Source organism: Desulfobulbaceae bacterium DB1, from assembly GCA_001914235.1.
Classification (GTDB): Bacteria; Desulfobacterota; Desulfobulbia; order Desulfobulbales; family SURF-16; genus DB1.
In genome coordinates this window covers 95,111-121,734 of sequence record MQUF01000021.1, presented here as the reverse complement: position 1 = coordinate 121,734, position 26,624 = coordinate 95,111, and the positions used below count along the sequence as shown (strand labels likewise).

Below are 26,624 nucleotides of genomic sequence, written 5' to 3'. Positions count from 1 at the left end.
ATCATGCTGCTTTACGCTGATTTCCGGCGTTTTTCGGGCGCAGGAGTCCCGTCCCGGTGCAATCCGGCTTGTGTCCTCGGCAAGTTCACGGCTTTCGTTTACATACCCGATGCCTCCGGCTCGTCTATTGCCGTAACGGAGCGGCCATGGCCGGTGGCCGGGCGATCATTGTCGCGGCGATCACCATGGCGGCCCCGCAGGCCGGGCAGATGATAGCCGGCCGTTGCTTCAGGTTGCGGACAAGGGCGCGCCATGGCGCGACCCGCAGCACCAGCTGCAGGAAGCGGAGCAGCTTTTTGCTGCATGCATGGAGAAAACCATACGACCTTGCCCGTCGAAACCCTCGGGGCAGCACATGGAGCATAAGCAGGTAGAGGAAGTACTCGCCCTTGACGGTTCGGGTCCGGTCTTCTCCGCTTTTGGCATGGCGATACCGGAAGGTGACCATGCCGTCCCGGCAGTGCAGGATGTCTTTTTCCCGGATAACACCCCGGTACAGATAACGGCCAAGATAGATAAGGGCCTTCTCGCCGTTGCCCGCGTCCTTGCAGTCAACCACCCACTGATCGGGGCAATCATGGGGAACCGGCAGCTTGTTTTCGACCAGGGTCTGGAGCAGCTTCGCCCGAAAGACCTTGGCCATGGCCTTGTGGCTGAAGAGATATTTCCCGGATTTTTCCTTCCACAGCCCGGTTTGCGGGTTGATGCTTGCTCCGGGCATGACAACGTGGATGTGCGGATGATAGTCCAGGGTTCTGGAATGGGTGTGGAGGATGGCGGTGAATCCCGCTGATCCGCCGAGTTTTTTGTCGTTATTGGTGAAGGATTTCAGGAGGTCCTGTACTGCCCTGAACATCAGGGCGTAAACGGTTTTCTGGTGTTTCCACGCCAGATCCCGCATCTGCCCGGGCAGCGTGAAGGTGATCAGGTAGTATTGACACGGCAGTCGTTTGTCAAGCTGGCTTTCCAGCCACTGCCGGCTCTCATGGTTCTGGCAATGGGGGCAGTTTCTGTGGCCGCAGGAATGGGGAATATAGATCCGTTCGCCGCACCGGTGGTCCGAACAACGGGCCAGCATGTGCGGTCCATGCTCGTATCTGCATCGGGCCATGGACTCCAGAGCCTTGATGTGGCCTGACAGGAGATTTTTGTTGTAGGTGCGGAAGAAGCTGTCCCTGAACTTGTTGATGATCGTGGAGAGCAGCATTATTTACGCCCTCCCCATCTGATGTCCAGGGAGTTGACCAGGGAATTGACGGCCAGTCTCGCATTGTTGGCCGTGGTGGAGGTCAGGTGGGTGTATCTGGCGGTGGTCAGGATGCTGACATGGCCAAGGATCTGCTGCAGCTCAAGCAGATCAACCCCGGCCTCCAGCATGTGGGTGGCATAGCTGTGACGCAGGGAGTGGCATGAGATTTTTTTTTATGCCGAGTTGCCGGACAACGGTCTGCATGGTGGTTTGAATGCCGCCCCTGTCCAGGGGCAAATCAACCAGGTGGGCATTTTTCAGACCTCTTTTCCTGCTGGGGAAGAGGAACCGGGGATGCTTGTGCATGGCCCAGAACTCCCGCAGCACCCGCAAGGTCTTGTCTGGCAGCGGCACCAGCCGGTCCTTGTTACCCTTGGCATCACGAATATGGACCCGCATGTTGCCTGCGTCGATGTCGCCGACTGTGAGTCGAATGCCTTCGCCAAGGCGCAGGCCCATGCTGTAGCAGGTAAAAAAGAAGACCTTGTAGCTCAAGGTTTTGGTTGCGGCAAATAGTTGCTCCGTCTGCTCGACGGACAGGATGTCAGGGATTCTGGATGTCTTGGGAGGCTTGATCAGGGGGATATCTTCCCAGGGTTTGTTCAGTACCCCGGAATAGAAGAACTTCAGGCCGTAGAGGTCGAGCTTGACCGCGCTCCAGGAATGCGTGTCCAGGAGTTCCGTGAAATAGTCGAGCAACTGGCCGGAGTTGAGGTTGTCAATCCTGCAATCGAAATAGTTGCCGATACGCCGGATCGCCCTGGCGTAGGCGTCGATGGTCTTGGGCTGCAGACCGCCCAGTTTGAGGCATTTCAGGTGTTTCTGATACTGCTTGTTGAAGAGGGAATCTTGTGGCATGGTGGTGTTCATTGTAACCTCCTTGGTAATAGTTGATGCGGCGGCCTCGCCTTTGCTCCGCCACTCTCTACTTATTACCGTATGCCGTGAGATTACAACATGTTAATGATGGATAAACAAGCTCGCTCGTGACTCGTCTGCCGCGTAGCGGCTTCGTCCAACAAAAAGTTCAAGCTGAAGTAGCATGCTGAGAAAACACCGCCTTCTTCCGTTGAACCGTTGTCCGTGTTCAGCGTGCAGATGAACGGCAGACGATGGCCCGGCATGAACGGTCCACCAGCTCCGCCGCGGCGGCAACGGGATCCGTTGTTTTGATTTCCGCCGCCTTGAGCACCATGGGCAGATTGACGCCGGCAATGACGGCCCCGGCATCGTGACTCATGAGTTCCCAGGACACGTTAAATCCGGTGCCGCCGAGAACATCGGTGAGGATCACGGTGCCGTCAACCTGATCCATCTTCTTCCCGGCATCGTTGATCCCCTGCCGAATCATTTGCTCACGGGCGGCAAAGGGGGCGGAGACATCCGCTTCCGGACGCCCTTTCAGTTCGCTCATAAAAGGCACCTTCACGGCGGTGAAGTTGTCAAGCGGGCGACCGAGAATATAACGGGCAACCTCAAGAAGGGCATTGCCGATGTCGCCATGGGTAACAATAATAAATCCAAGCTTCTTTACCATGTGAGCACAAGCCGCCTCCCATTTTTTTTGCCCAAAATTCGCCTTCCAGAGGAGCGAAAACGAAACGGCGTGGCCGATTTTTTGTCCCGTCATCCACCACGAAGGCACGATGGCACCAATCACGCCCCCGGATAAATCCTACCCTACCAAAAAATCCTTGCCCAATGTATTTTTTTTGCCGGCAGACTGAAAAACTGGAAATAATCATTGAAGATCACCACCAATTTCATTAGGGTTAGAGGGCATTTCAGTTGCCGCATAATTTGGAGGGAATTATGGGGGAATTATGCTTTTTCCGATTTTAAAATGACAAAAGGAGGAAGAAGTATGAAGAACGTTGCCGCACTGCTTGCCGGAGGAGCTCTGTTACTTATCGGTATCGGTATCGCCAGTGGCCACAGCGACTGGGCCAAATACCAGTTTGTTCCGGTCCCCGATTACGTCAATGTCCCGGAGACAATAATCCTTGAGGACGGCACCCTTGATTGCTGCGCCTGTCACTGGAACACCAAACATGCCGGTCCCGGTCAGGGGTTCTGTGATTAAAGCAACCGCCTGATCACGCCGGTTTCTTCTCCTGAGCTGCGGAAAATCCGCAGCTCTTTTTTTTCGGGTGCCATCGTTTCTCTTGTCGCCTCCGGAAAAAAGTCGCGCCCGCAACCCCGCCGCCGCTTACTTTAATTGAAACCTGCTCATCTGCTCCTGCAGGCCGGCCGCAAGCTCCGCCAGCTGCTCCGCGGCTTTCCGAATCGCCGCGGCCGCCAAGGCGGTATCCCGGGAAACGTTACTGACGCCGCGAATGGCGGAAGCCACCTCGCCCACCCCCATGCTCGTTTCATCAACATTTCGACCAACCTCCTGCTCGATGCTGACGGACAGATCCCTGATGGTCCGGGAGACGGTCGAAGCGCCTTCCGCGCTCGTTGCCACCGCCCTGGCAATTTCCCCGGTAGTGGCGGACTGTTCTTCAATCGCCGCGGCAATGGTGATGTTGATTTCATTGATATCCCGGTTCATCTCCGCCATTTCACCGATATTTTTCACCACCGTTCCCGTCTGGAACTGCATTTCTCCTATCTGCCGGGAAATATCGCTTGTCGCATCCGCGGTTTGCCGGGCCAGCTCTTTCACCTCGCCGGCCACCACGGCAAATCCCTTGCCGGCCTCTCCGGCCCTGGCTGCCTCGATGGTGGCATTCAGGGCAAGAAGCTTTGTCTGTTCGGCAATCTCGGTAATGATATTGATGACATTGCCGATATCTGCCGCCGACCGGTCAAGCCGCCCTATTTTTTCACTGGACAGCATGCCCAGTTCATTCGCCCTTCCCGACAGCTCGGCAGCCCGCTGGCAGTTATGCGAAACTTCGCTGATGGAGGCGGTCAATTCCTCGACGGCGGCGGCAACGGTGGTGATATTTTCCGCTATTTCTTTCGCCGAGGCGGAAATGGCCGCCGACTTGCCGTTCATGCCGTGGGCAACGACGGACAGGTTTTTCATATTGCCGCTGATCTGGTCCGTGACCGTTGCCGCTCCCTCGGACCGCGATGACAACTCTTCCGCGCCCGAAGCCATTTGCCGGGACAAAACCGACAGCTCATCCGAGGCCAGGGCGACCCGACTGCTGTTGTCGCCGATAGTGGTCATTATCCCGCGGAGATTGCCGACCATGACATTAAGGGCGCGGGCCAGTTGTCCTGCTTCATCCTGCTGCTGAAGATGGATTTCCCCGGACAGATCGCCTTTGGCGACCGAACCGGCAAACTCCATGGCCCGGGCAAGGGGGCCGGCGATCTGCCGGGCAACCACCAATGAAACAATACCCAGGATGACGCCGGCCGCGACAATCACGCCGAAAATGGAGCGCAACAGCATGCGGACCGGCTGCCTGACCTCCCTTTTTTCTATCTCCGCGATCAGCGCCCAGCGCGTGTCGACGATCTGCACCGCGGCATAAGAAGACAGGACGTCATGGCCTTCATAATCGACGATGAGTGCGCTTCCCGATTTCCCCTCCAGGGCCGAACGGCTCGCCTCCGTGTCCACTTTTCCCTTGCCGGTGGTGTCGGAGAATGACGCCTTGACTGAATGATTTTCAGGATCAAGGAAGGAATCGGAGCGCATCAGTTTGTCCGGACCGACGAGATATGCCTCGCCGCTGTCTCCCATCCCGTCACGCTGGTTCATGATGGCATTGATCGTTGCCGGTGAAAGCTGCAATGCCGCCACCGCCACCAGGTCACCGGCCGCATTGAACACCGGATGCCCGATAAAGGCGGCGGGGTCGCCCTTGCTGGGGGCGTATGCGGAAAAATCGACAAAGGCAGGCGCTTTGTTTTCCACAACCCGCCGCCACAAGCGGGCCAGCCCGCTTTCCCGATACGGCCCGTGCACCAGATTGGTTCCGAGATCGGCTTCCTGCGCCGCGCTGTACATGACATGACCGTGCTTGGCGCAGATGATGAAAATATCATAATAGCCGTACCTCTTCATGTAATTGGCCAGGTCGCCGCTCTTTTCCGCCCATATTTTTTTGTATGCAGCCGTCGACACATCATACGGGCCATCCGGCTGGACATTGGTTTCAACATGATAGCGCACGAGCTCCTGGTACATCAAATGCACGTCACTGCTCTTGGAAAGAATCTCGACGTCACGCATGCACCCGGCAAAAAACTTTTCCACCTGATCTTTTTTAATACCCCGCACCGTTGCCAGCTGATCGAACGATTTCTCCATCAGCGCCCGGGTCACCTGCCGGCTGGACCAGCCCGCCGAGACAAGAAGAGGGGTAATACCCATGAGCAAAAAGAGCAGCAACAGCTTTTTACCCATGGCAATATCGCGCAATCGCAAGGTCATTTTCTTTTCTCCTTCAAAAAAGAACACCGTCCGGCAATTTTTCCTGCGCGGAGCACGGCAATGAAATGGTGCGCCGGCAGGAATCACCGCCGGCTCGGACCGGCCGGGGCATGTTCAGCCGAGCACGTGGCGCACGGAATGCGCCAGGACAGCCGGGGAAACCGGCTTCTGCATAAAATTCTTCGTGGCTGTCGCCGCACACTGCTTGACAACACTGTTATCGATGTGCCCGGACATATACAAAACCTTGATATCCGGGCACATCGCGACGATTTTGTCGGCCAGGACAATTCCGTTGATGCCGGGCAGAACAATATCAGTCAGCAGCAGATCTATATTCCCGCGCCGACCGGCACAGAACGCCAAGGCCTCTTCGCCGTCTTTTGCGGCCAGAACCGTATAACCAAACCGCTGAAGCGATTCTTCGCTCATCCGCCGCACCAGCACGTCATCCTCGACCAGCAGGATCGTTTCCTTGCCGCCGGATAAAAAACCGATCTCCTGCCAGTCGTCGCGGCTTTCCTCATACTCCCCGGCGAAAGGCGCCACTGCCCGAGGAAAAAAAATGTCAAACCGTGTTCCCTCCCCCGGCGCACTTTGGACAAAAACATCTCCATGGTTCTGCGTGACAATGCCGTAAACCGTTGCCAGTCCGAGTCCCGTGCCCTGGGCCTGCTCCTTGGTCGTGAAAAACGGCTCGAAAATGTGCGTTTTCACCTCGTCGCTCATGCCCATGCCGGTGTCGGAAACGGAAAGCCGGACATACAGGCCGGGCTTCAGGAAGCTTTCACCATCTGATCCCGCCTCACCGGCAATGTAATTTGCCGTCTCCATGGTCAATCTGCCGCCGGCCGGCATGGCATCCCTGGCATTGACGGCAAGATTGACGATCACCTGCTCGATCTGGGTCGGATCGGCCAGCACCGGCCAGAGATTTGTCCCCGGCAGAAAAGTGCTTTCTATGCTTTCGCCCACCAGCCGCCGCAGCATTTCCCAGGTATCGCGCAGCTCCTTGTTCAAATCCAGCAAAACCGGCTTGTTGACCTGCTTGCGGCTGAATGCCAGCAACTGCTTGACAAGCCGCGCCGCCTTGCCGCCCGCCTTGATAATGATATTGATCTCCTCCGTCACCTCCCCGCCCTCGCGCATCTTCAACAGGCTGAGTTGGGCATTGCCGATGACGGCGCTCAGAATATTATTGAAATCATGGGCCACGCCGCCGGCGAGCCTGCCGATGGATTCCATCTTCTGCGCCTGAAAGAGCTGATTTTCCATTTCCTTAAAGGCAGTGATATCCTTGGCAAAGTGCACAACCCCTTCGATCCCCCCGGTTTCGCCGGCGATGGGCGTGGCAGACACGAGAAAGATTTTTTTCAGACTGGCGTGCCTTATTTCCGCCGTATAGGGCAGGTGATTTTGCCAGGCATAGCGGATTGGGCACCCCTCGCAGGGGACATCCCCGTTGCAGAACAGCTCGTAACAGAGCTTGCCGCGCAGCTCCGCGGCAGGAGCGCCGAACTGGTCGCAGCCGGCCCGGTTGATGTGGAGAATCCTCATCCCCTCATCCTGCAGGGTGACGATATCGGAAATCGCATCAAATGTTTTCACCCAGCTTCTTTGGGCGTTTTCAAGCTTTTCCTGCACCTTGTCACGGGCGGCAATCTCATCCGACAACTTGCGCACCATACCGCCCAGCTCCTGCCGGGACTGATGCAGCTTGTCAAGCAAGGAACCGAAGGACGCATAGAGCACGGCGAGGGCCAGACTGAGGAGCATCACGCTGACCACCACCGCCTTGACGATAAAGAGCTTTTTTTGCCTCACCCCGCTCGTGATGTCCTGGAGCGCGATCACCCCGCCGATGATCCGGCCGGAAAAATCGACAAAATCGGCATGGGAGTGCACAATGTAATCTTTATCGCCGACGTCGATTTCGCGACCGTCCTGACTGAAATCGAAATCAGGCGGAAAGCCGGCAAACAGCTGCGGGTTGCTGATGATCACTTTCCCGTCGGCCAGTGAACAGGAATGGGTCGAGCAACGCTCTGCCTCTCCTTCCCCGCCGGGCAAAAGAAAAGCGGCAATGGCCGAGCCGGTCTTTCGTTCAAGGGCTTGCGTGATGCCGCAGATATCTATGCCGAACTCCAGAAATCCCACACAGGCGCCGCCGGACAGCACCGGACAAACGATACGATAGGCGGTGCCGTATTCATCGGTTTCATAGCCCGTCAGCTTGACGGAAGAGGAGCAGGCGGCATCGATCATCGGCCGCTTGTGCCGCAGGTCATCACCAAAGTGGAGAGGATCATGCAGGCGCAGGAAACTCGAGCCGTCCGGCAGAATAAAATGCATTATCCTGAAGGCGGCATTCTCCCGTTTCAAGGCGGCAAATTTCGGCAGGGCCGTGGCGCGGAGAGCCTCCCGGTCCCGGGCGGCGAAGCTGCCCACGATATTTTCACTCGTCTGCAGCAAATTTGATATCCGATGTTCATACGGACCAAGCCCGTAATCATGCTGGCTTGCTATGAGGGTATCGATTTCTTTTTTTTCTTTTTCGATAAATTCATCAATTGTCCGGTTATGAAACCGAATACCGAGAACTATGAAAAACAATGACAAAACACTGATAACCAGAAAAACAATACTTATCGCCTTACTCTTCTCACTCATTCTTCCACGCCTGTCCACAACAGCACTTCATCTCATCAAAAACCGAAACGCGATAGCCGCGTCGCAAGGCTTGCCTTCGGCGGCAGCCCGTCACGCCGGGCAGTTAACAACAATTATCACTTTGTGTCAACATAGCAAAAAGACATAAAAAACATATAGCAGAAATATACTTTATTTTGAAAAACTCGCGAAAAAAGAGAGAAAGGAGAAAGCAGAAACAGGACACGCAACACCCTGGAAGAAAAGAAAAAAAGGCAAGCCGCCGAGGTCGGAAAACGACGCGGCCGGGAAAAATCTCCCGCCGCGTCGACGGCATCATTCATGACTGAGAAGAAAGGAACGCAGATTGATCTTCTTGGACTTGATGCCAAGCTTTTCCCTGATGTTGTTGCGGTAGACCCCCACTGTTCCCGCAGACAGTCGCAGCAGTTCACCGATCTCCTTGTTGCTTCGCCCTTGGCGGATCAGGTCGGCAACCTGCAGTTCGCGGGGGGTCAGGCCGACTGTTTTCGAGGCAACGGTCCGGAGAAAGGAAGAGGTGATTGTGGCGATATTCTGTCGGAGAATATCAACATAAACAGCGGCCCGCCGGTCGGACAACTGTAATTCCAGTTCGTCGAGATAGGGCGTCACAAGGTCTTTTATATTGGCGGCGATCTTTTCCTCGCTGCTTTGCTGTGCCCTGCTGCTCTGCTCCAGCAAAACCTTCAGCGCGGTATTTGCTTCCTGCAGCTCTTGCGACTTCTGCTTCAGGATCAACAATGTCTTCTCCTGCTCGTGTCCTTTTCGCCGCAACTCCTCCGTTCTCTTCCGCACCTCCTGCTCCAGGACATGATGGGAAGAAACCAGCATCTCCTCAAGCTTTCTCTGCACGGTGATATCGCGAAAAACACAAAAAGTCTTTTCAATGCCGCCATCCTGCCGCCGCAAAACACGACCGTCAAAGGAAACAAGAAAGGTTGATCCGTCCTGTTTGACCATGGCGAACTCCACATCCCGGGCAACGCCTTCTTTTTTCAACATGGCGAAGCTGTGCTCGAAATGAGACCGGAAGGGTGACGCAAGAAAATCCTTAAACGGCCTTCCCAGCACTTCCGCCCGGCAATAGCCGAGAGAGCGAAGCCACTTGCGATTGACATCGATCAGGATGCCGTTTTCATCCAGGGATTGATAGGGAAAGGGGAGATTATGAAACAGGAGACGAAAGCGCTTTTCATTTTCCCTGTTGCGCATCTCGGCATTTTTTCGCTCGGTGATATCGGTAAAAAAGGCAAAAGCCCCAGGGGAATCTCCATTTTGAACCGGAAGCACGGTCGGGCTGCACAGGGTAAAAACCTTTTCCCCGTCTTTTTTCCGCAGGACAATGGAATAATTCTTGTGCGTTGTCGACGGTTCGGTCAGCAATCCGGCGAACCTGGCCCTGTGCGCCTCGTCGACAATGGCCGGCGCACTGCCGCCAATCAGCTCCTCCCGGGCAAAGCCGAGCATGTCACACAAAGACTTATTGACCTCGATGATCACCTGGCGCGATGAAATGCGGATATAGCCCTCGGAGGTTGTCTCAATCAGCATGCGCAGAAACTCTTCACTCTTCCGCAACGACTCCTGCATGGCAATCCGTTCGGTAATGTCCCTGCCCGCGACAACAAGGGCATGCCGGCTGCCGTCCGGGTTAAAAAGGGGGATCTTGACAATATCAAAGACCTTTTCCTGCCCATCCGGACGTGGAATGAGCTCTTCACCCCGCGACGGGGTTTTCCGCGCCCAGGCCTGGTTGTCGGTATCCATGCAGGCAAGAAAGGCGTCACGGTAAAAACGGCTGTAAGGGGCCAGCTCGGCATCGGTTTTTCCGACATAGTCGACGCCGGTGAGCGCAAACAAATCCAGATCATACTGATTGGCCAGCAGCCATCTCCCCTCTCCGTCTTTCAAACAGATGATATCCGGAATGGTATTGACAATCGTATCAAGCAGCTCCTTTTTTTTCCGCAACTCATCCTCAATCATCTTCCGTCCGCCGACATCCTCGTAGACAGTGACGATTTCACCGGAAGCGAGGCGGTAAACACAGTTATCGCGCCATCCCGCAATGCGGCTGTCCCGGTAGAGGGAAACCGGATGATGCTCCTCCGTGCCGGTACGCCAGACCCGACGCAAGACATTCAGGAGACCGAACTCGCGGACCCCGGGAAAAACCTCGGTGACCCGCTTGCCCATCACTTCATGCCGCGCCACTCCTTCCATGTTTTGCGCGGCCCGATTCAAGTCGACGATGACGAAATCTTTCCCGTTCTCCAAGGCACGATAGACAACAGCACCGCTTTTCATGTTGTCAAAGACAAAACGGTAGAGATCATTCACATCCGCGTCGGCGGGAGATGTCGCGTCATGCACGCCGGGACGATAAAGTTCTCCCGGCAGTTCCCGGCTCTTTTTTTTCATGATATCCGCATACCCCCTAGAAGGTGGACGGATCCTCGTCGGGGAGCTCCGACTCATCAAAGGGCAGCACGCCCAGGCGATAAAGGAAAGCCTGCAGCTGCGCAAGGATTCTCTCCTGATCGCGACTCACATCCTCCTCCATCAACGCCTTGTCGACAACCTCCTCCAGCAGCTGCAAATCAAGCGACCCGTCAAGCATGCCGTGTCGACGCAGCAGGGAAAAAACATACCGTTCATTTTCAATTTTTTCATCCTCCGCGCCGACCTCATGGCGCAGATTAACGAGAATATACCAGCGCATGGCGGAAAGCAGCGCATCGTACAGGGTGGCAAGCCCCGAGGACGCCTTGTTTTCGCGCATCCGCCGCACCCCGCAACGCAAGTGCAGCTTGGTGCGCAGCAGCAGCGCATCCTCCCTGCTCATTTTTGTTTCATCCATCATGCCGAAATGGGGACTCATGGCACCCTCCTTGTCTCAATCCGCAAAAGACGGTTGTGCGAACATCCCTGCCGGAGCACGGATGTTCGCACAGGATTGGGGGTGGCTTGCCGGGATCGGCCATGCCGGTTCCGCGGCAAATCAGCACATTCCGCAATTAGTCCTTGCCTCCCCCTGCTCCGATGCTTAAAATGGCATATAACATACCTGTAATAATCATTTTTTTGTAATAAAATATAAATTTCCTTACCATTGAACCAATAACAACACAAGGAGGAAAAAATGAAGGAAGGAAAGGCATGGAACCCCTATCTGGGCGGCGCGCTCACCGGCATGCTCGGCGTGCTTTCTGTCCTGATCACCGGCAAATTTCTGGGTGCTTCAACAACCTTTGCCCGTTCCGCCGCCATGGTTGAACAAATCTTTGCTCCGGAACATGTCGCCGCACTCGACTATTTCCAGAAGGTCTCCCCGAAAATCGACTGGCAGTGGATGTTCGTCGCCGGCATCATGATCGGCGCCTTTTTCTCGGCAATCACCTCCAACAGCTTCCGCATCCAGAACCCGCCGGACATGTGGGTCAGTCGTTTCGGCAACTCTCAAGGGAAACGCGCCCTTTTCGCCTTTGTCGGCGGCGCCATCGCCATTTTCGGCGCCCGGCTGGCCGACGGCTGCCCGAGCGGCCACGGGTTGAGCGGCGTCATGCAGCTTTCGATCAGCGGCTTTATCGCGCTCGCCTGCTTTTTCATCGGCGGCGTGCCCATCGCCTATCTTCTTTACCGGGGAGGAGACAGATAATGGAACTCATATACGGACTGGCAACAGGCATCATTTTCGGCTTTTTTCTGCAGCGCGGCCGGGTGCTGCGCTATGACAAGCAGATCGGCGCCCTGCGGCTGCAGGACATGACCATCATCAAATTCATGCTCAGCGCCGTGCTGGTCGGCATGGTGGGTATTTACCTCTGCCACGACTTGGGCCTCATAACAAAAATGGACATCAAGACCACCAGCATCGGCGGCAATGCCGTCGGCGGTCTGATATTCGGCATCGGCTGGGCCTTGCTGGGATACTGTCCCGGCACCCAGGTCGGCGCCATCGGCGAAGGCAGGTGGGACGCGATCTGGGGCGTGCTCGGCATGCTGGCCGGCGGCATGCTGTATGCCGAGGCATACCCGTTGATGAAAAAAACGGTTCTCACCTGGGGCGACTTCGGTAAAATCACCCTGCCCCAGGCTCTGGGCATCAACCACTGGATCATCATTCCCCTTTGCATTGCCGGAGGGATCGTGCTTTTTCGCTGGTTTGAAGCAAAAAAACTGTGACCCATCTCGGCCATTTCCATCCTTTTTTTGACGGGCAGGAGACCCCATGAACCAGGAAAATCGTTTCACCATGTTATATGTCATGCTGGCACTCTTCGGCGTGATGATCCTGCATGATCTGTGGGTGGGGTTTACCCAGATCGAAACCATTCCATACAGCAGGTTTCTCGAGCTTCTTGACGAGGACAGAATCGCGGAACTCTATGTCACGGACAAATCCTTGTCCGGCACCATCCGCGACCCCCAGGGAGACGAAAAACAACAGTTTGTCACCGTGCGGGTTGACGAAAAACTGGCTGATCGCATTGCCGGAAAAAACATCAAGATGACCGGCGTGGTGCAAAGCACCTTTTTGCATGATCTGCTGTCATGGGTGGTGCCCGCCCTGATTTTCGTCGGTATCTGGGTGCTGGCCATGCGCTATTTTGCCAAAAAAGGCGGCATGGGAGGCTCCTTCATGACCGTAGGCAAAAGCAAGGCCAAGGTTTACGTTGAAACGGACACCAAAAAATCCTTTCAGGATGTGGCCGGGGCCGACGAGGCCAAGGACGAACTGATCGAAGTGGTTAATTTTCTTAAAAATCCCGAAACCTATGGGCGCTTGGGGGCACGCATGCCCAAGGGGATCCTGCTGGTCGGTCCTCCCGGCACCGGCAAGACCCTGTTGGCCAAGGCGGTGGCGGGAGAGGCGGCAGTCCCCTTTTTTTCCATCAGCGGGTCGGAATTTGTCGAGATGTTTGTCGGTGTCGGCGCGGCCCGGGTGCGTGACCTTTTTGAACAGGCCCGCACCAAGGCACCCTGCATCGTCTTTATTGATGAGCTTGACGCACTCGGCAGAACGCGAGCCGGGGCGCAGTTCTCCGGCGGCCATGACGAAAAGGAACAAACCCTCAACCAGCTGCTGGTGGAAATGGACGGTTTTGACTCCTCCACCGGCATTGTGCTGCTCGCCGCCACCAACCGGCCGGAGGTGCTTGATCCGGCCCTGCTCCGCGCCGGCAGATTCGACCGCCAGGTGCTGGTTGACCGGCCGGACAAGATCGGACGTGTCGCCATTCTCAAGGTTCACTTGAAAAACATCAAAAATATCGACCAGAATCTTGACCTTGACGCCATCGCCGCCATGAGCACGGGCTTCAGCGGCGCCGACCTGGAAAACCTGGTCAACGAGGCTGCCCTGGTCGCAACCAGGAGAAATGGTCAGCAGGTGACGACCGCGGATTTCAACGAGGCGATCGAGCGCATTGTCGCCGGACTGGAACGACGCAACCGGGTGCTGAACGAAAAGGAACGAAGGGTGGTGGCCTACCACGAAATGGGCCACGCCATTGTCGGGGCCGGGCTGCGCATGTCGGAGAAACTGCACAAGGTGTCCATCATTCCTCGCGGCATCGGCGCCCTCGGTTATACCATCCAGCGCCCCACCGAAGACCGTTTCCTCATGACCCGCGATGAACTGGAAAACAAAATCACCGTCCTTTTCGGCGGCCGGGCGGCGGAAGAAATCGTTTTTTCCCATCTGTCCACCGGCGCGGCCGATGATATCAGCCGCGCCACCAATATCGCCCGCAGCATGGTGGTCAAATACGGCATGAACGAAAAACTGGGCTTTGTCGATCTCGACGAAGGCAGCAACGATAGCTTTCTCGGCGGCCGCGTTCCCGCCCTTTCCCGCACCGTCAGCGAAGAAACGGCCCGGGAAATTGATGTGGCGGTGCGGGAAATCATTGCCGACTGCTATGACCGAGCAAGCAAAATTCTGCAAAACAACAGGGAAATCCTGGAAACAAGCGCCACGACCCTGCTTGAAAAAGAGACCCTTGATGAGCACAATCTTGCGTCTTTGCTCGAAAATTTACAGACATCGCCCCATCCGGCCACCAGCTAAGGCAACCGCAACCCTGTAAATATTCATTTCGATTTGCCATTAAAAAATTTTCATTCAAAAAACAGGGCGTTTGCAAATCATCAGTAAAAATTATTATATTTTTTCCTAACAGGAGCCATTTTTTTTAACCCTGTCTGCAAACGAATACAACCTGTTTTTTCGTTTTCCCCAAATACCAAATTTCCTTTTTATCCCAGCCTGTTCCCCTTGTTTCAGGTGCGGCATTTTGTCGCACCTGAAACAAGGGCGATGTCTCCTTTTTACGACAAACGCATTCCCGGAAAGCAATCCGCGCTCGCACCCTCTCAATCTTTTTTCTCTTCACATATCAATACATTAGATACAGATATTGCATTATTTCACCACAAGAACACACTTGGCACCAAATATGCTGACTACCACATTGTCACAAAGAAACAAGCAACATCACCCCATTCACTCAACCTTTACACAAGGTGCCGCATGAAAAAAATATTAGTCACCGCCGCCATTGTCACATTGTTTGCTTCCTCCACTGACGCTTTCGCCGCGGCCAGGGGAATCAACATGTCAATCAACCCGGTTCCCACCGTGCTTGGCGACAAAACACGTTTTGTCTGCACCGGCACAGGCAGCTGGGAAGGAGGCCTGAAAAGCGCCCTGATCGATATCTGGGACGAATCAGGTACCAGGATCGTTACAAACGGCAAAATGAAAATCAAAGGGAAAACCGCGACATACAACTTCAGCATCCCTTCCGATGAAATGACCGGCGAATGGGATTATCGCTGCCGGCTGCAAGATGCCAAAAAACACAAAGCCGCCAAAAGGATCGAGTTTCAAGTCATGGCCGAAGCGACCGAAAACGGAGGGACACGGGAACCGGTCGCAGCCCACCAGTCCATTCAGTCCTATGATGGCCCGGCAACCTGCATCGCCTGCCACGAAATCGAAGCGCAAGACATGCTGGACAGCCTTCACATGCAATGGTCCGGCCCCACTCCGAATGTAACCAACATCCGCGGCAATGACGGCAAGGCCGTCAACGGCATCAACACCTTCTGCACCTATGCCCCCTCGTCAAAGGGCGCATGCTACAGCTGCCATGTCCGGGCGGACGGCAATGCACCCCATCCGCCGGAACTGACCGATGTGGACTGCCTGATGTGCCACAGCGACACCTATCAGCGAACATTTGTCCCTGACCCGGACAACACCGAGACGGTCACCAACATTAACGGCGAAACGAAAACCTATCTGTTCGGCCTGGTCGACGAGGAAGGAAACTACCAAACCGAGCCTGATTTCGCCAAAATGCCGGCCGGCACCACCATGGTTGACCTGGCCCGCAACGTCCACCTGCCCACCCGTCAGTCCTGTCTCCGTTGCCACGCCAAGGCAGGCGGCGGCGACTGGACGAAGCGGGGCGACATGGGACAAAGTACCGCGGCCCCCAGCCTGAAGGAAGACGTCCATATGTCGGCGGATGCCGGTGGCGCCGATCTCAGCTGCACGGCCTGCCATAGCGCAAAAGACCACAAAATCGGCGGCCGCGGCATCGATCTCCGCCAAACCGAAGCACCCAACCCGAAATGCACGGGCTGCCATTCCGCTTCACCCCACGATAACGCGACACTGAACCGCCACGCCAAGGGGCAGCTCTCCTGCCAGGTCTGCCATATCAGAAAGTTCGGCAAGGGCGGCGCAACCGAGATGTCCCGCGATTGGCTGAATCCGGTGTGGAACCCCTCCTTCTGCTCAGGCCAGGGCGGATTTGTCGGCGAAGAGGTCGAGGCTTCCAATGTCAAGCCGGAATACGTCTGGTTTGACGGCACCTCCAAGGTTTACAGCGTCGGCCAAACCATCAGGCCGGACGAACGCGGCATCTATCCCATGGCCGAGGCCAACGGAGCGCCTTTTGACGGAAAAGCCAAGATCGTGCCGATCAAACGCCACTTCTCCCTCATGCCGCTGCACGAAAGTGGAAAGATCATCCCACCCTCCATCATGTGGATGTTCATGACCGGCGACTTTGATCTGGCCGTGCAAAAAGGCATGGAAGAGCAGGGCATGACCGGCGGCTACCAGATGGTTGACGTTGACGCGGAAATGCTGATCTCACATGGGGTCGAGCCCGCCTCCATGGCCCCGTCCTGCAAAGAATGCCACGACGGCAGCGGTGAAACCCCGGACGGCGGCGGCATGCTGCCTTTCGGCGAACTCGGCTACCACACCTGGCCCGCCAAGGTGAAAAACTGCACCCTGTGCCACGAGAGGGAATCGCTTTCCTGGACCGCCATGCACCGCGAACACACCGGCGGCGAAGCCAGCCTCTTCTGCGTCAGTTGTCATACCACGGAACCGGCCGGCCTGGTCAAACCGAAAAGCGACCTCTGCAACGACTGCCACGGCTCGAAATCCTGGAAGAGCAACGAACTGCACGAAAAACATCTTGAGAAAGGGTATCAGTGCGTAAAATGCCATAAGTTCTAACAACAAAATTTTACCAATAAAAAAAAGGCTGTCCCGCGCATGGGGGACAGCCTTTTTTTATTGGAGCGAGCCGGATGGCAAAAAGAATATTCCCTACCGCCCCCCACCCTCGGACGAGGCCCCCCGGCCCGGCTCATAGCGCCAACTGACAAGAGGCGACAAAAGATAGAGAACGAGATACAAAAGGGCGAGGTGGGCAAAATAGGGGGTAAAAAGCGAGAACAGCAAACTCAGAAAACAAAACCGGGCAAACCAGGGATGACGGTCCACGTAACGGCCGAAATGCAGATAATGAACAGGATAAAAATTCATCAGCAGGGAAACAACGGGCATCATCCAGAAACTGACCGCTCCCCAGAAGCGAACGAGAGAAACATCGTGCTCCATCCCCGCCTGACAGTAAAGCACCAGCGGCGCCACCACCAGCAAGGCGGCGGCGGGCGTCGGCATGCCTTTGAAATAACCGGGGATGGGTGTCCGATCCAGGGTGAAATAGATGAGCCGGACGATCCCCAACAGGGCATAAAGAAAAGCCACCCAACCCACCGACACCCCCGGAAGAGGCGAAGGGAAAGCGACCAGATTGATATAAAAAATCACCGCGGGCACAATACAGAAGCTGACTGCGTCGGCAATGTCATCCAGAATACCGCCCAGGGTGAAACGACTTCCCATCGCTGTTGTCGACCCGGTATCGGTGAGCCCCAGCCGCCTGGCCAGTGCCCCATCAAGTTTATCGAATATGGCCGCTCCGATTAAAATCAGGTATCCATCCCGCATTCTCCCCTGATAGGCAAAAAAAACGGCCAGAATACCCATCATGGCATTCATTACGGTGAGCGCATTGGGGAAAAAAGAAAGAATACGGCGCCGCAACTCATCATCATCCAGGCAGAGTTCGTCAAGGCAGGCTCCGCCATATTTCCGGAGATGGGCGGCGATTGAACCGAAATTGATGATAAGAAAGAGTATTTCGACGACAAACAGCCAGCGCACCGGAATGGAGGCAAAAACCTCCGTCAGTCCGTGCAGATAGGAGGCGGTGCCGGCCGGAACATAAAAGACATAGGTATAAAGCAGCAGACCGACCGGCGCGGCGACAATGGCCCGCAACCGGGTAAATTCCTTTGACTCGGCGCCGATCTCGTCCTGCAGACTGTGCCGTCGGATAAAATGGGCGAACTGATCGCGAATGAGCACGGCGATGCAGAGAAGCAGCACCAGAATGGCGTGCAGCAGATCTCCCCTGCTGTACTCCCCGCCCTGCTGCAGCAGCCGCCACATGGTACCCACCGCCACCAGGGGGAAATTGATGGAATAAACCACCTTGTCCATGAGCCGCTCCGCAAGGCTCGCCAGCACCGGGTGCGGCTGGAAGCGGACGGCGAACCAGCCGTCCATCAGGTCAAAAATCATGGAAACAAAAAGCAGGGACACCCCGCTGACATACAGGGTCGGGCTGTTGTTCCACATGGTGCCGAGGGCGCAGAGCATGGCGCAGAAGACCAGCGGCGGCCTGCCGTAAATGAGTACGGTGGAAATTTTTTTGGGTATTTGCATTGAAAACATGAAAACGTCTTCCCAAACAATCTATAACTTATTAAAAAAACAAGACAAATTTAAAAATCGCTACTTGACGACACCCACATTTAACTGTGCACACGCCAATATGTCAAATCAAATAAAAATCTCCGCCCGTCCCATCTTTTCTTGTCTATCGTCAATGAATTCACGTGATTGTGCATTAATGAGAAAAACTTCTCCCAATAAGCGGCTGATGTGATATAATAATCGACAACATACTAAATCAACAAATTCAATTAGTTACAATACAAACTCAACTATTTCCACTGAATGAACTCCTGGCAATCCCTATCAATAGTCATGGTGCTCATGGGCGCGCTTTTCATGGGCGCCTCAATCATCCTGGGCGTAAAAGCCGGCAAGGATGTTCCGTCAAGTTATCAACGGAGCTGGAAAACCTTGACCGGCTTGATGGCCTTTTTTCTTGTCGGCTATCTCACCTTTATCATCATCCAGATCAGGCAACTGCCCCTGCCCACCGATCTGGTTACCGGCATTGTCTTTCTGGGCGGGGCTTTTTTCGTTTTTCTCATGATCAAACTGACGAGAAATACCATTGCCAAAATCATCGACGGAGAAAAACTGCTGCTCAAGGCCAGGGATGAGCTGGAACTCAGGGTTGAACAGCGGACAAAGGATTTGCAGCAGGCCATGACCAAACTGGGCTACGAGGTGAAAGCCAGGGAAAAGGCGGCCAAGGCCCTGGCCGACGCCAATGCCGAGCTTGCCCAGATCCTGAACAGCGCGGCCGACGGCATCAGGGTTGTCGATAAAAATTACATAGTCCTGCGGGTCAATCGCACCTTCAAGCGGCTGATGGGCCTCACCGATGAAGATATCATCGGGCTTCCCTGTCATGAGGTGCTCGGCAGCCCGTCCTGCAATACCCCGGAATGCCCGGTGTCCAGAGTTCTTCACGGTGAAACACGGGTGGAGTGCGAAAAGAACATCGCCAACCGCAACGGCAAAGTCATCCCCTGCCTCATCACCGCATATCCTTACCATGACGTGGAAGGCGATCTTGTCGGGGTGGTTGAGTCATTCCGGGATATTTCCGAGCGCAAGGAGATGGAAAACAGGCTGAAGGAGATGTCCGTCACCGACGAGTTGACCGGCCTGCTGAACCGGCGCGGCTTCCTTGAGATGGCGGAAAACCAGCTGCATCTTGCCGAACGGCTCGACAAATCCCTGTTTCTGCTTTACATGGATCTGGATAAAATGAAATGGATCAACGACAACCTGGGTCACGCCGTCGGTGATCAGGCCTTGATTGAGGCGGCAGGGGTGCTGAAATCCACCTTCCGCAAAACCGATGTCATCGGCATCGGCCGACTGGGGGGAGACGAATTCGCCGTGCTCATGCTGGGCGAACCCGGGACAATCTGTGAGCATCCGGTGGTCAAAAGGATGCAGGAGCACATTGCGGAGATCAACTTGGAACCGGACCGCGCCTATGAACTTTCCATGAGTGTCGGCATGGTCTCCTACTCCTTTGACGAACCATGTACCATCGAGGAGCTGCTGGCCCGCGGAGACGAGGTCATGTACCAGTGCAAAAGGGAAAAAAAGAAACGGGAAAACGGCGGGTGACGGGCAAGAATTCCCTTCACCCCAAAAGCGTTTCCTTCATCTTGCCCGCTCGCCCCGTCAAGGCCGCACCGCCCGCACATAGCCCTTTGTCCCCGGAGCGTACTTCCGTTGCGGATCGCATTGATCAGAAATTTCCCACGCGCCGACAACGCCTTCTCCGCTTTTGTCCACCGACCAGTATGACCCCTCCCGATCCAGGGTGCATTCACCGTTCTGATGCAGATCAAACAGGTAATTCAGATCGTAAAGTTCGGCAACGGAGGGCAAGCGCCAGTCAGTATAGCCGCTTGTCCTGTTGAGTTCAGCGATGACGTCATTGGCCTCTTGAAGGCTTTTTGCATATCTGCCCTTTTCAGTTTGCCACATCCGACCGCTGACCGTGTCCCGGCAAATTCCCTTATTAAGCGGAACGAAACGGGGACCGGCGCCGTTTTTCAGGGCGCACCCGGAAAAAACAAACGCACAACCGAGCAGACAGACCGCCACGACGATTTTCTTCATGATTCCACCTCCTGAGCAAAAGTGACGTAATTTATTGTGCCGCAATGTGATCGCCGACCTTCCTTGTTCTCTTTTTCCAATATTCGACATGCGATTTCGACCCATTTTTCTCCTTTTTCCCGCCCAAAAAGTCACTTCCCCAAGATCATTTTCAATGACCGGACGCAATCAGCCAGGTCGGTTTCCTTTTTGCTCACCCGCGACATCATGATGCCCCCCTCAATAACCGCGACCACTGTTTTGGCCAGAAGCCGGGAAGGAATGGGACTCAAAAGAATTTCCCGCTTCCGGGCATCCTCGAAATAATGCTCCAGAACATCCGTCCAAACGGAAAAGACTTCGTTGATGACCACGGCAAACCTGTCGTTATTGTCACTCATCTCCAGGGCCGTGTTGCCGAAGAGACAACCGCCCACGAAATTATTCTTTTTTTGTTCCGTCAATATCGCCTCGCAGGAACGAATAACCTTTTCAATGGGATCATCCCCCTGAAAAGACTTTTCCAGAAAAACAAAAAACTCATCCCGGGCATCCTGGAGAACCGCCAGGCCCAGCTCTTCCTTGCCGGCAAAATGATAATAGAGGTTGCCTTTTTTTACTCCACTCGCCTGAATTATTTCACTGATAGCGGTATGATAAAAGCCTTTTTCAATCAGCAGTTTTCTGGTTGTCTTCAGTATGTGATTTCGGGTTATCTCGCCCTTGCTTGCCGTCATGCCTTCCCCTTGAACTCAAAAAAAACCAACCGTTCGGTACAAAATATGGACTTGCCGAAAGAAAGTCAAGTTCAAAGTGCTGGGGCTGCACATACACCAGAGATGGGAAATTACAGGTAAGGTGTCCCCCAAATTCAGCCAAATCCTCCTCGGTCAGGGTAAGGGCCTCCTCACCCAGGCGGTGTACAATTGCTGCCAAGAGGGTCTCCATGGTGATCGCATAGACGATCTCTGAGGGGTTGGCGGGAAGTTGAGTGACGATTTCTTCATGTTGCATAGATTCTCCTTTATGTTGGGGAATAAAAAAAAAGCCCCAATGACCGAGATGGCCAAAGGGGCTAACGCATAAAAACTCGCCTTCTTGTTAGAAAACGGTGTTAATCTTGGAACTGTGTCTTGGGAACGACTACTTCAAAATATACTGGGAATGCGGCATAACAATTATATTGATTTCGAAAGAATTTCCGGCTATTACTTAACAATCATTGGTAGTCACATTGAAGGTTTCGAAGATGAAAAGGGGCCGAGCACGATCGTTTATTTCGACTCTCCAATTCAAAAAACCGACTACTTCTATCCCACCTCTCTCAAAAATGAGGATTCCCATGAAACACTCGTTTACCGCCATCACCCTGCTCTCAGTTCTCAGTTTCTTTGCCACCGCTGCCCAAGCCACACTCATTGATCGAGGAGGTGGCTTGATTTACGATACCGATCTCAACATTACATGGCTCCAAGACACGAACCTCGGTGCGGGATCAGCCTATGACAATGGAGGATCAACCACAGACGGTAGAATGACTTGGGACAATGCGATAGCTTGGGCTGACACTCTCATTTTCGCGGGTTTCGATGATTGGCGTTTGCCGACTGCGGAACCGAATTGTTCATATGAATGGGATTGCACATACGGTGAAATTGGACATCTCTTCTTTGAAGAATTAGGTGCCGAACGAGGGTCTTCAGTCTACATGGTTAGTGATACAGCGAACTTAGATCTTTTCAGGAACGTACAGGACTACGTATACTGGACCAGCCTCACGGTCAATTCCTATCCATCCTACGATCCCGGCGCTATAGGATTCAATTTTAACGGGGGTACGCAGTGTGATTACTGGCAAAGAAATGACTTTTTTGTTTGGGCTGTCCGTGATGGTGATGTTGCGGCGGAACCCGTACCTGAACCAGCCACCATGCTCTTGATGGGAACAGGGTTGGCTGGAATCATCACCGCACGCAGAAAAAAGAAAGCACAATCTCATCTTTCAGCATAGACACACCAAGGCAGGGTCATTCATTTGGCTTTGCCTTTTTTATTTCTGATGAATGATATCGGATTAGAAAATGTGTAAAATACTCCATATTTCGCTTGTCAAAAATATTAGGCTGAAGTAGACACCAAGAAATAGATACTAACTTGGAAGAATACGAAGGAGGAAATCATGACCCCGATTGCCACGTCGTGGATTGCCGGTGCTACGATTGCGACCGGAATGGTTGATTCTATCCGAATTCTCTATGGCACGGCCAAAAGTATTAACGATTTTCTAAACGATCACATTGAAGAGATGAAAAGGGCCGAGAATCCCACTGTCTCTCGAACCGGCAGTATTTTAGAGATGGCAAAATTTGGATTCGGAATTGGCTTCATTACTCCTGTTGCAATCATCGCTGCTGGACAAATGATACTCGGAAATCCTTTGTTGGCAGCCGGCACTATTGTGACTGCACCAATAAATCCAATCTCTATGACTTGCGCAGCGGTCGGTGCTCTCTATTACGGTTGGGGTGCGCTGACTGATCAAGAGCGAAACGAAATGCTCGAAAAAATTAGTCGTGGGTTGGAGATTGGGATCGAAATGATCCGATCCGTAATTCATTATGTCATCGATAAGACGAAGGTGTTGTTGACGTCAAAGAATCTCGATGAAATTAAGACATACATAAGCTCGACAGCAGAAAAATTCGGGAAGACACTTTATGATGTGACAAAAAAGCTCATCGATAAAGTCGTTGATACTTTCGATAAAGTTAAGAAAACGACTGGTGATGCAATTGAAAAAACTGCGGACTGTGTCTCAGGTGCCTGTGAAGCGATGAAGGAACAAAGAGTAAAAGCGGCTGACTTTGCCTCTGGTACCTACGATTCGATGAAAGAGCACGGGGAGAGAGCTGTTGAAAGCATGAAGTCAAAAAAATGTAAAAAATAGGGAAGAATGGAGAAACATGAAAATTTCAAGCTCTCTCGGGCCTGTAAAGAATTTTGTGTAAACGGTTTTCATTTTTAATTTTCAATATGCAGGCATTCTGTCGCCGAACAAGATTGAAAAGCGGTTCAAGGCAGCCTTCCAGTCTCTGATTGGCATAGTCCATTTTTTGGCGATATTGTTCAGCGCCATGTAAAGCAGTTTAAGCATCGACTCGTCATTGGGAAATGAACCCCGGTTCTTGGTAACTTTGCGCAGTGACATGTTCAACGACTCAATAGCATTGGTGGTATATATCACCTTGCGTATCTCGGGCGAATACGCAAAAAATGGGGTGATTCTTTCCCAATTTCTTCGCCAGGATTGGCCGATGGACGGATGCGTTTTGTCCCATTTTTCTTCAAAGGTCATCAGTTCCATTTCGGCCTGCTCGGCTGTTGGCGATTGGTAAATGGCCTTGAGATCCGCAGCCACCTCTTTGCGCTGTTTCCATGAGACATATTTCAGGGAATTGCGCACCATGTGGACGAGACAGAGCTGGACCTGGGTGAAGGGGAAAACCGTCTCAATGGCTTCAGGAAAACCCTTGAGGCCATCGACGCAGGCAATGAAAATATCCTGCACGCCACGGTTTCTTAGCTCAGTCACTACCTGCAACCAGAACTTGGCGCCCTCGTTTTCGGCAACCCACATTCCCAGGACATCCTTGACGCCGTCCATGGTGATGCCAATAGCCAGATAGACCGCCTTGTTCTTAACATGCCCATTGTCGCGCACCTTAACCCGGATAGCGTCCATGTAAACAATGGGATAAATGGGGTCCAACGGGCGATTTTGCCAAACTTTAACCTCGTCAGCAACGGCATCGGTGACCGTTGAAATCAGGGTGGGAGAGACATCAACTCCGTAAATGTCTTCCAAGTGCCCCTGAATCTCCCTGGTAGTCATCCCTCGGGAGTAGAGAGAGATAATCTTGTCGTCAAAGCCGGGAAAGCGGGTTTGCCCTTTGGGAATGATGACCGGATCGAAACTGCTGTCGCGGTCGCGCGGGACCTCAATCGGCATTTTACCGAAGTCGCCCTTGATGGTCTTTGCAGAGTTACCATTTCGGGCATTACCGCCTTTGGTGACGATGGTTCCATGTTTTTCGTGGCCCAGGTGGACGGTCATTTCCGCCTGTAACGCCCGCTCCAGTAAGGCCTTGGTGAGCTGCTTGAGCAGCCCGTTTTCACCGATCAGTTCTTCGGGCTTCTGGTAATTGTAGTCGGCAAGTAAACGATCCAAAATTTCTTTATCAATGGCCATATGAGCTCCTTTTTAAAGGGTAGTTTTTTGACTTACTCAGTCATAGCCATTTACACAAACTATTTTACACCCTCGCTCTCTCAGATGATCTTCTGCCTAAACGAACCGAATCTCCTCACCACTCTCTTTCCCACAACTACCGCGTCTCGATCCCCTTCTTCCGCATGTGCTCCTTCACTGCGGCAATGGGCACTTCCTTGCGGTGGAAGATTCCTGCGGCCAGGGCCGCCTCGGCAGCGGTCTTCGCGAACACCTCGGAAAAATGCTCCACCCGGCCGGCGCCGCTTGAGGCAATCACCGGAATGGTGACCGCCTGTTTCACCTGGTTGATCAGCTCGAGATCAAAGCCGCTGTTGGTGCCGTCCTTGTCGATGCAGTTCAACAGGATCTCACCGGCCCCCAGTTCCTGGCAGGTTCGGGCCAGCTGCACCGCATCCACGTCACGGCCTTCCCGGCCGCCCTTGACCGTGCACTGATACCAGCAATACTCTTCGCCGTTTGGTCCGGGAAAGGCGGTGCGGATGGTGTGATGCCCCGTCTCCTCCGGGCTTGCCACATAGACCCGCCGGGGATCAATGGAAATCACCACCGCCTGGGCGCCATACACAAGGGAAATCTGTTCAATGGAGCTTTTGCCGGTTTTTATACCGCTCCGCAGAAACTCCTCCACCGTGAAAACCGCGTCGCTGCCGATGGAAATCTTATCCGCCCCGCTTCTGAAATATTCGGAGGCCACATCTAACGCGGTATAATGTTTGCCTTCCGAATCGGTAAACTCACGAATGCCGCCGCCGATGGTAAGCGGCACAAAGACATTTTTCGAAGTGCTTTTCAGCACGTCGAGCATGGGCTGGTCCTTCATGGGAAAATCGCGGAAGCCGGTGATGTTGAGGAAGGTCACCTCATCGGCGCCCTCTTCAAAATAACGGCGGGCCAGCTCAACCGGTTTGCCCAGATTGCGCACTTCCCCCTCCTGCCGCACATCGTACTGATCCCCCTTGGTCACCACCAGGTCGCCGTTGTCGTTGCTGCGCACATCCAGGCAGGCGATGACCCGCTTGGCCATCCTGGTTTTTACGATATTGCCGCTGCCCGGGGCATGAATTAAAGCCCCCAGATCATCGCACCGCAGAAAATTCCGGAGAATATTCAACCCCGCCTCACCGCTCTTTTCCGGATGGAACTGCACCGCCGCCACCCGGCCCTTCTGCACGCCGCTGACAAATTCCTCGCCGTAATCGGTGGTGGTCAGCAGCCACTCCCGGCTGTCGTCTTGCAGGGTGGCGCGAAAGGAATGGACGAAGTAGAGCTTTTCCCCCTTGTAGCCGATGAAAAGAGGAGAACCCTTCCGAATATTGATACCGTTCCAGCCGATCTGCGGCACGGAAAGATCCGTCAGCTGAAAACGCTTGATCCGGCCGGGAATGATGCCGAGCCCGGCCACGCCCGGCGACTCCTCGCTGCCTTCGAAAAGGGTCTGCAAGCCGAGACAGATGCCGAGAAAAGGCTTATCGCTTCTGATATGGTGGAGCAGCGGCTCCACATAGCCCATGTCGCGCAGCCGTTCCATGGCCTTGCCGAAGCTGCCGACGCCGGGGAAGACCAGCCGTTCCGCCCGGCGGATATCGTCAGGGCTCTTCGCGTCCCGCACCTCAAAGCCCAGTTTTTTAATGGCATTGCGCACGCTGCGCACATTGCCTGCTCCATAATCGAGTAACGTGATCATATCCTGTACACCGTGATAAAAAATTCTCCCGACTCCTGACTCCTGACCCTTGACCCTTGAGTCTTGAGTCTTGAGTCTTGAGTCTTGAGTCTTGAACAATACCTGTCTTTTTTC

22 protein-coding genes are annotated in these 26,624 nt (G+C 54.1%); 8 read left to right on the top strand and 14 right to left on the bottom strand.

Annotation, left to right across the window (positions count from 1 at the left end):
- Nucleotides 1–124: 124 nt before the first annotated feature.
- The 4 genes from BM485_15910 to BM485_15895 form a co-directional block, all read right to left on the bottom strand.
- Entirely contained in the window at nucleotides 125–1,207 is a 1,083-nt protein-coding gene (locus tag BM485_15910) for an IS91 family transposase (protein OKY74097.1), read from the bottom strand.
- A complete protein-coding gene (locus tag BM485_15905; protein OKY74096.1) occupies nucleotides 1,207–1,377 on the bottom strand; it encodes a hypothetical protein in 171 nt (56 codons plus the stop codon). Before BM485_15905 ends, BM485_15910 begins: the two co-directional genes overlap by 1 nt.
- Nucleotides 1,358–2,119, bottom strand: a complete 762-nt coding sequence (locus BM485_15900; GenBank protein ID OKY74095.1) for a recombinase — start codon at nucleotides 2,117–2,119, stop codon at nucleotides 1,358–1,360. The genes BM485_15905 and BM485_15900 overlap by 20 nt, the downstream gene beginning before the upstream one ends.
- A 217-nt stretch (nucleotides 2,120–2,336) precedes the next feature.
- Entirely contained in the window at nucleotides 2,337–2,879 is a 543-nt protein-coding gene (locus tag BM485_15895) for a hypothetical protein (protein OKY74094.1), read from the bottom strand.
- A 234-nt stretch (nucleotides 2,880–3,113) separates the two neighbouring features.
- Here BM485_15895 and BM485_15890 point away from each other — a divergent pair, with 234 nt between their 5' ends.
- Entirely contained in the window at nucleotides 3,114–3,332 is a 219-nt protein-coding gene (locus BM485_15890) for a hypothetical protein (protein OKY74093.1), read from the top strand.
- 126 nt (nucleotides 3,333–3,458) lie between these two features.
- Here the strand turns inward: BM485_15890 and BM485_15885 are convergent, their stop codons facing one another.
- The 5 genes from BM485_15885 to BM485_15865 form a co-directional block, all read right to left on the bottom strand.
- Nucleotides 3,459–5,672, bottom strand: coding sequence for a hypothetical protein (locus tag BM485_15885; GenBank protein ID OKY74092.1), 2,214 nt, complete (start codon nucleotides 5,670–5,672; stop codon nucleotides 3,459–3,461).
- 87 nt (nucleotides 5,673–5,759) lie between these two features.
- The gene (locus BM485_15880; protein OKY74091.1) at nucleotides 5,760–8,315 is read right to left on the bottom strand and encodes a hypothetical protein; all 2,556 of its coding nucleotides are present in this window, start codon (nucleotides 8,313–8,315) and stop codon (nucleotides 5,760–5,762) included.
- A gap of 116 nt (nucleotides 8,316–8,431) precedes the next feature.
- On the bottom strand, nucleotides 8,432–8,638 hold the full coding sequence (locus BM485_15875) for a hypothetical protein (protein ID OKY74090.1): 207 nt from the start codon (nucleotides 8,636–8,638) through the stop codon (nucleotides 8,432–8,434).
- Complete coding sequence (locus tag BM485_15870) at nucleotides 8,631–10,757, bottom strand: hypothetical protein (GenBank protein ID OKY74089.1); 2,127 nt, start codon at nucleotides 10,755–10,757, stop codon at nucleotides 8,631–8,633. The genes BM485_15875 and BM485_15870 overlap by 8 nt, the downstream gene beginning before the upstream one ends.
- Nucleotides 10,758–10,773: 16 nt before the next feature.
- A complete protein-coding gene (locus tag BM485_15865; GenBank protein OKY74088.1) occupies nucleotides 10,774–11,217 on the bottom strand; it encodes a hypothetical protein in 444 nt (147 codons plus the stop codon).
- Nucleotides 11,218–11,478: 261 nt separating this feature from the next.
- On the opposite strand from BM485_15865, the gene BM485_15860 reads away from it, so the two are divergent.
- The 4 genes from BM485_15860 (at nucleotide 11,479) to BM485_15845 (ending at nucleotide 16,881) form a co-directional block, all read left to right on the top strand.
- The gene (locus tag BM485_15860; protein ID OKY74087.1) at nucleotides 11,479–11,994 is read left to right on the top strand and encodes a YeeE/YedE family protein; all 516 of its coding nucleotides are present in this window, start codon (nucleotides 11,479–11,481) and stop codon (nucleotides 11,992–11,994) included.
- Nucleotides 11,994–12,521, top strand: a complete 528-nt coding sequence (locus BM485_15855; GenBank protein ID OKY74086.1) for a YeeE/YedE family protein — start codon at nucleotides 11,994–11,996, stop codon at nucleotides 12,519–12,521. Before BM485_15860 ends, BM485_15855 begins: the two co-directional genes overlap by 1 nt.
- Nucleotides 12,522–12,567: 46 nt before the next feature.
- Nucleotides 12,568–14,409: a cell division protein FtsH gene (locus BM485_15850; protein ID OKY74085.1), complete on the top strand. Its 1,842-nt coding sequence runs from the start codon at nucleotides 12,568–12,570 to the stop codon at nucleotides 14,407–14,409.
- A 462-nt stretch (nucleotides 14,410–14,871) separates the two neighbouring features.
- Nucleotides 14,872–16,881, top strand: coding sequence for a hypothetical protein (locus tag BM485_15845; GenBank protein ID OKY74084.1), 2,010 nt, complete (start codon nucleotides 14,872–14,874; stop codon nucleotides 16,879–16,881).
- A 93-nt stretch (nucleotides 16,882–16,974) separates the two neighbouring features.
- On the opposite strand, the gene BM485_15840 is transcribed toward BM485_15845, so the two are convergent.
- Nucleotides 16,975–18,441 (bottom strand): CDP-alcohol phosphatidyltransferase, encoded by a 1,467-nt coding sequence (locus tag BM485_15840; protein OKY74102.1) that lies wholly within the window; start codon nucleotides 18,439–18,441, stop codon nucleotides 16,975–16,977.
- Nucleotides 18,442–18,765: 324 nt separating this feature from the next.
- Here BM485_15840 and BM485_15835 point away from each other — a divergent pair, with 324 nt between their 5' ends.
- On the top strand, nucleotides 18,766–20,055 hold the full coding sequence (locus tag BM485_15835) for a hypothetical protein (GenBank protein ID OKY74083.1): 1,290 nt from the start codon (nucleotides 18,766–18,768) through the stop codon (nucleotides 20,053–20,055).
- A gap of 57 nt (nucleotides 20,056–20,112) precedes the next feature.
- Here the strand turns inward: BM485_15835 and BM485_15830 are convergent, their stop codons facing one another.
- Both BM485_15830 and BM485_15825 read right to left on the bottom strand, forming a co-directional pair.
- A complete protein-coding gene (locus tag BM485_15830; GenBank protein OKY74082.1) occupies nucleotides 20,113–20,556 on the bottom strand; it encodes a hypothetical protein in 444 nt (147 codons plus the stop codon).
- Between the two features lie 131 nt (nucleotides 20,557–20,687).
- A complete protein-coding gene (locus BM485_15825) occupies nucleotides 20,688–21,272 on the bottom strand; it encodes a hypothetical protein (GenBank protein ID OKY74081.1) in 585 nt (194 codons plus the stop codon).
- 605 nt (nucleotides 21,273–21,877) lie between these two features.
- Between BM485_15825 and BM485_15820 the strand changes: the two genes are divergently transcribed.
- Nucleotides 21,878–22,546, top strand: coding sequence for a hypothetical protein (locus BM485_15820; protein OKY74080.1), 669 nt, complete (start codon nucleotides 21,878–21,880; stop codon nucleotides 22,544–22,546).
- Between the two features lie 168 nt (nucleotides 22,547–22,714).
- Nucleotides 22,715–23,482 (top strand): hypothetical protein, encoded by a 768-nt coding sequence (locus BM485_15815; GenBank protein ID OKY74079.1) that lies wholly within the window; start codon nucleotides 22,715–22,717, stop codon nucleotides 23,480–23,482.
- 81 nt (nucleotides 23,483–23,563) lie between these two features.
- Here the strand turns inward: BM485_15815 and BM485_15810 are convergent, their stop codons facing one another.
- Together BM485_15810 and BM485_15805 are read right to left on the bottom strand one after the other, a co-directional pair.
- Nucleotides 23,564–24,784, bottom strand: coding sequence for an IS256 family transposase (locus BM485_15810; protein OKY74078.1), 1,221 nt, complete (start codon nucleotides 24,782–24,784; stop codon nucleotides 23,564–23,566).
- A gap of 136 nt (nucleotides 24,785–24,920) precedes the next feature.
- Nucleotides 24,921–26,510, bottom strand: coding sequence for an imidazole glycerol phosphate synthase subunit HisH (locus tag BM485_15805; GenBank protein ID OKY74077.1), 1,590 nt, complete (start codon nucleotides 26,508–26,510; stop codon nucleotides 24,921–24,923).
- Nucleotides 26,511–26,624 lie beyond the last annotated feature (114 nt).

Coding starts and splice junctions, on each gene's coding strand:
- BM485_15895 (OKY74094.1), bottom strand. CDS start 2,879: ATGACGGGACAAAAAATCGGCCACGCCGTTTCGTTTTCGCTCCTCTGG.
- BM485_15855 (OKY74086.1), top strand. CDS start 11,994: ATGGAACTCATATACGGACTGGCAACAGGCATCATTTTCGGCTTTTTT.
- BM485_15900 (OKY74095.1), bottom strand. CDS start 2,119: ATGAACACCACCATGCCACAAGATTCCCTCTTCAACAAGCAGTATCAG.
- BM485_15870 (OKY74089.1), bottom strand. CDS start 10,757: ATGAAAAAAAAGAGCCGGGAACTGCCGGGAGAACTTTATCGTCCCGGC.
- BM485_15815 (OKY74079.1), top strand. CDS start 22,715: ATGACCCCGATTGCCACGTCGTGGATTGCCGGTGCTACGATTGCGACC.
- BM485_15825 (OKY74081.1), bottom strand. CDS start 21,272: ATGACGGCAAGCAAGGGCGAGATAACCCGAAATCACATACTGAAGACA.
- BM485_15910 (OKY74097.1), bottom strand. CDS start 1,207: ATGCTGCTCTCCACGATCATCAACAAGTTCAGGGACAGCTTCTTCCGC.
- BM485_15840 (OKY74102.1), bottom strand. CDS start 18,441: ATGCAAATACCCAAAAAAATTTCCACCGTACTCATTTACGGCAGGCCG.
- BM485_15835 (OKY74083.1), top strand. CDS start 18,766: ATGGTGCTCATGGGCGCGCTTTTCATGGGCGCCTCAATCATCCTGGGC.
- BM485_15830 (OKY74082.1), bottom strand. CDS start 20,556: ATGAAGAAAATCGTCGTGGCGGTCTGTCTGCTCGGTTGTGCGTTTGTT.
- BM485_15905 (OKY74096.1), bottom strand. CDS start 1,377: ATGCTGGAGGCCGGGGTTGATCTGCTTGAGCTGCAGCAGATCCTTGGC.
- BM485_15860 (OKY74087.1), top strand. CDS start 11,479: ATGAAGGAAGGAAAGGCATGGAACCCCTATCTGGGCGGCGCGCTCACC.
- BM485_15875 (OKY74090.1), bottom strand. CDS start 8,638: ATGAATGATGCCGTCGACGCGGCGGGAGATTTTTCCCGGCCGCGTCGT.
- BM485_15880 (OKY74091.1), bottom strand. CDS start 8,315: ATGAGTGAGAAGAGTAAGGCGATAAGTATTGTTTTTCTGGTTATCAGT.
- BM485_15865 (OKY74088.1), bottom strand. CDS start 11,217: ATGAGTCCCCATTTCGGCATGATGGATGAAACAAAAATGAGCAGGGAG.
- BM485_15890 (OKY74093.1), top strand. CDS start 3,114: ATGAAGAACGTTGCCGCACTGCTTGCCGGAGGAGCTCTGTTACTTATC.
- BM485_15850 (OKY74085.1), top strand. CDS start 12,568: ATGAACCAGGAAAATCGTTTCACCATGTTATATGTCATGCTGGCACTC.
- BM485_15805 (OKY74077.1), bottom strand. CDS start 26,510: ATGATCACGTTACTCGATTATGGAGCAGGCAATGTGCGCAGCGTGCGC.
- BM485_15820 (OKY74080.1), top strand. CDS start 21,878: ATGAAACACTCGTTTACCGCCATCACCCTGCTCTCAGTTCTCAGTTTC.
- BM485_15810 (OKY74078.1), bottom strand. CDS start 24,784: ATGGCCATTGATAAAGAAATTTTGGATCGTTTACTTGCCGACTACAAT.
- BM485_15845 (OKY74084.1), top strand. CDS start 14,872: ATGAAAAAAATATTAGTCACCGCCGCCATTGTCACATTGTTTGCTTCC.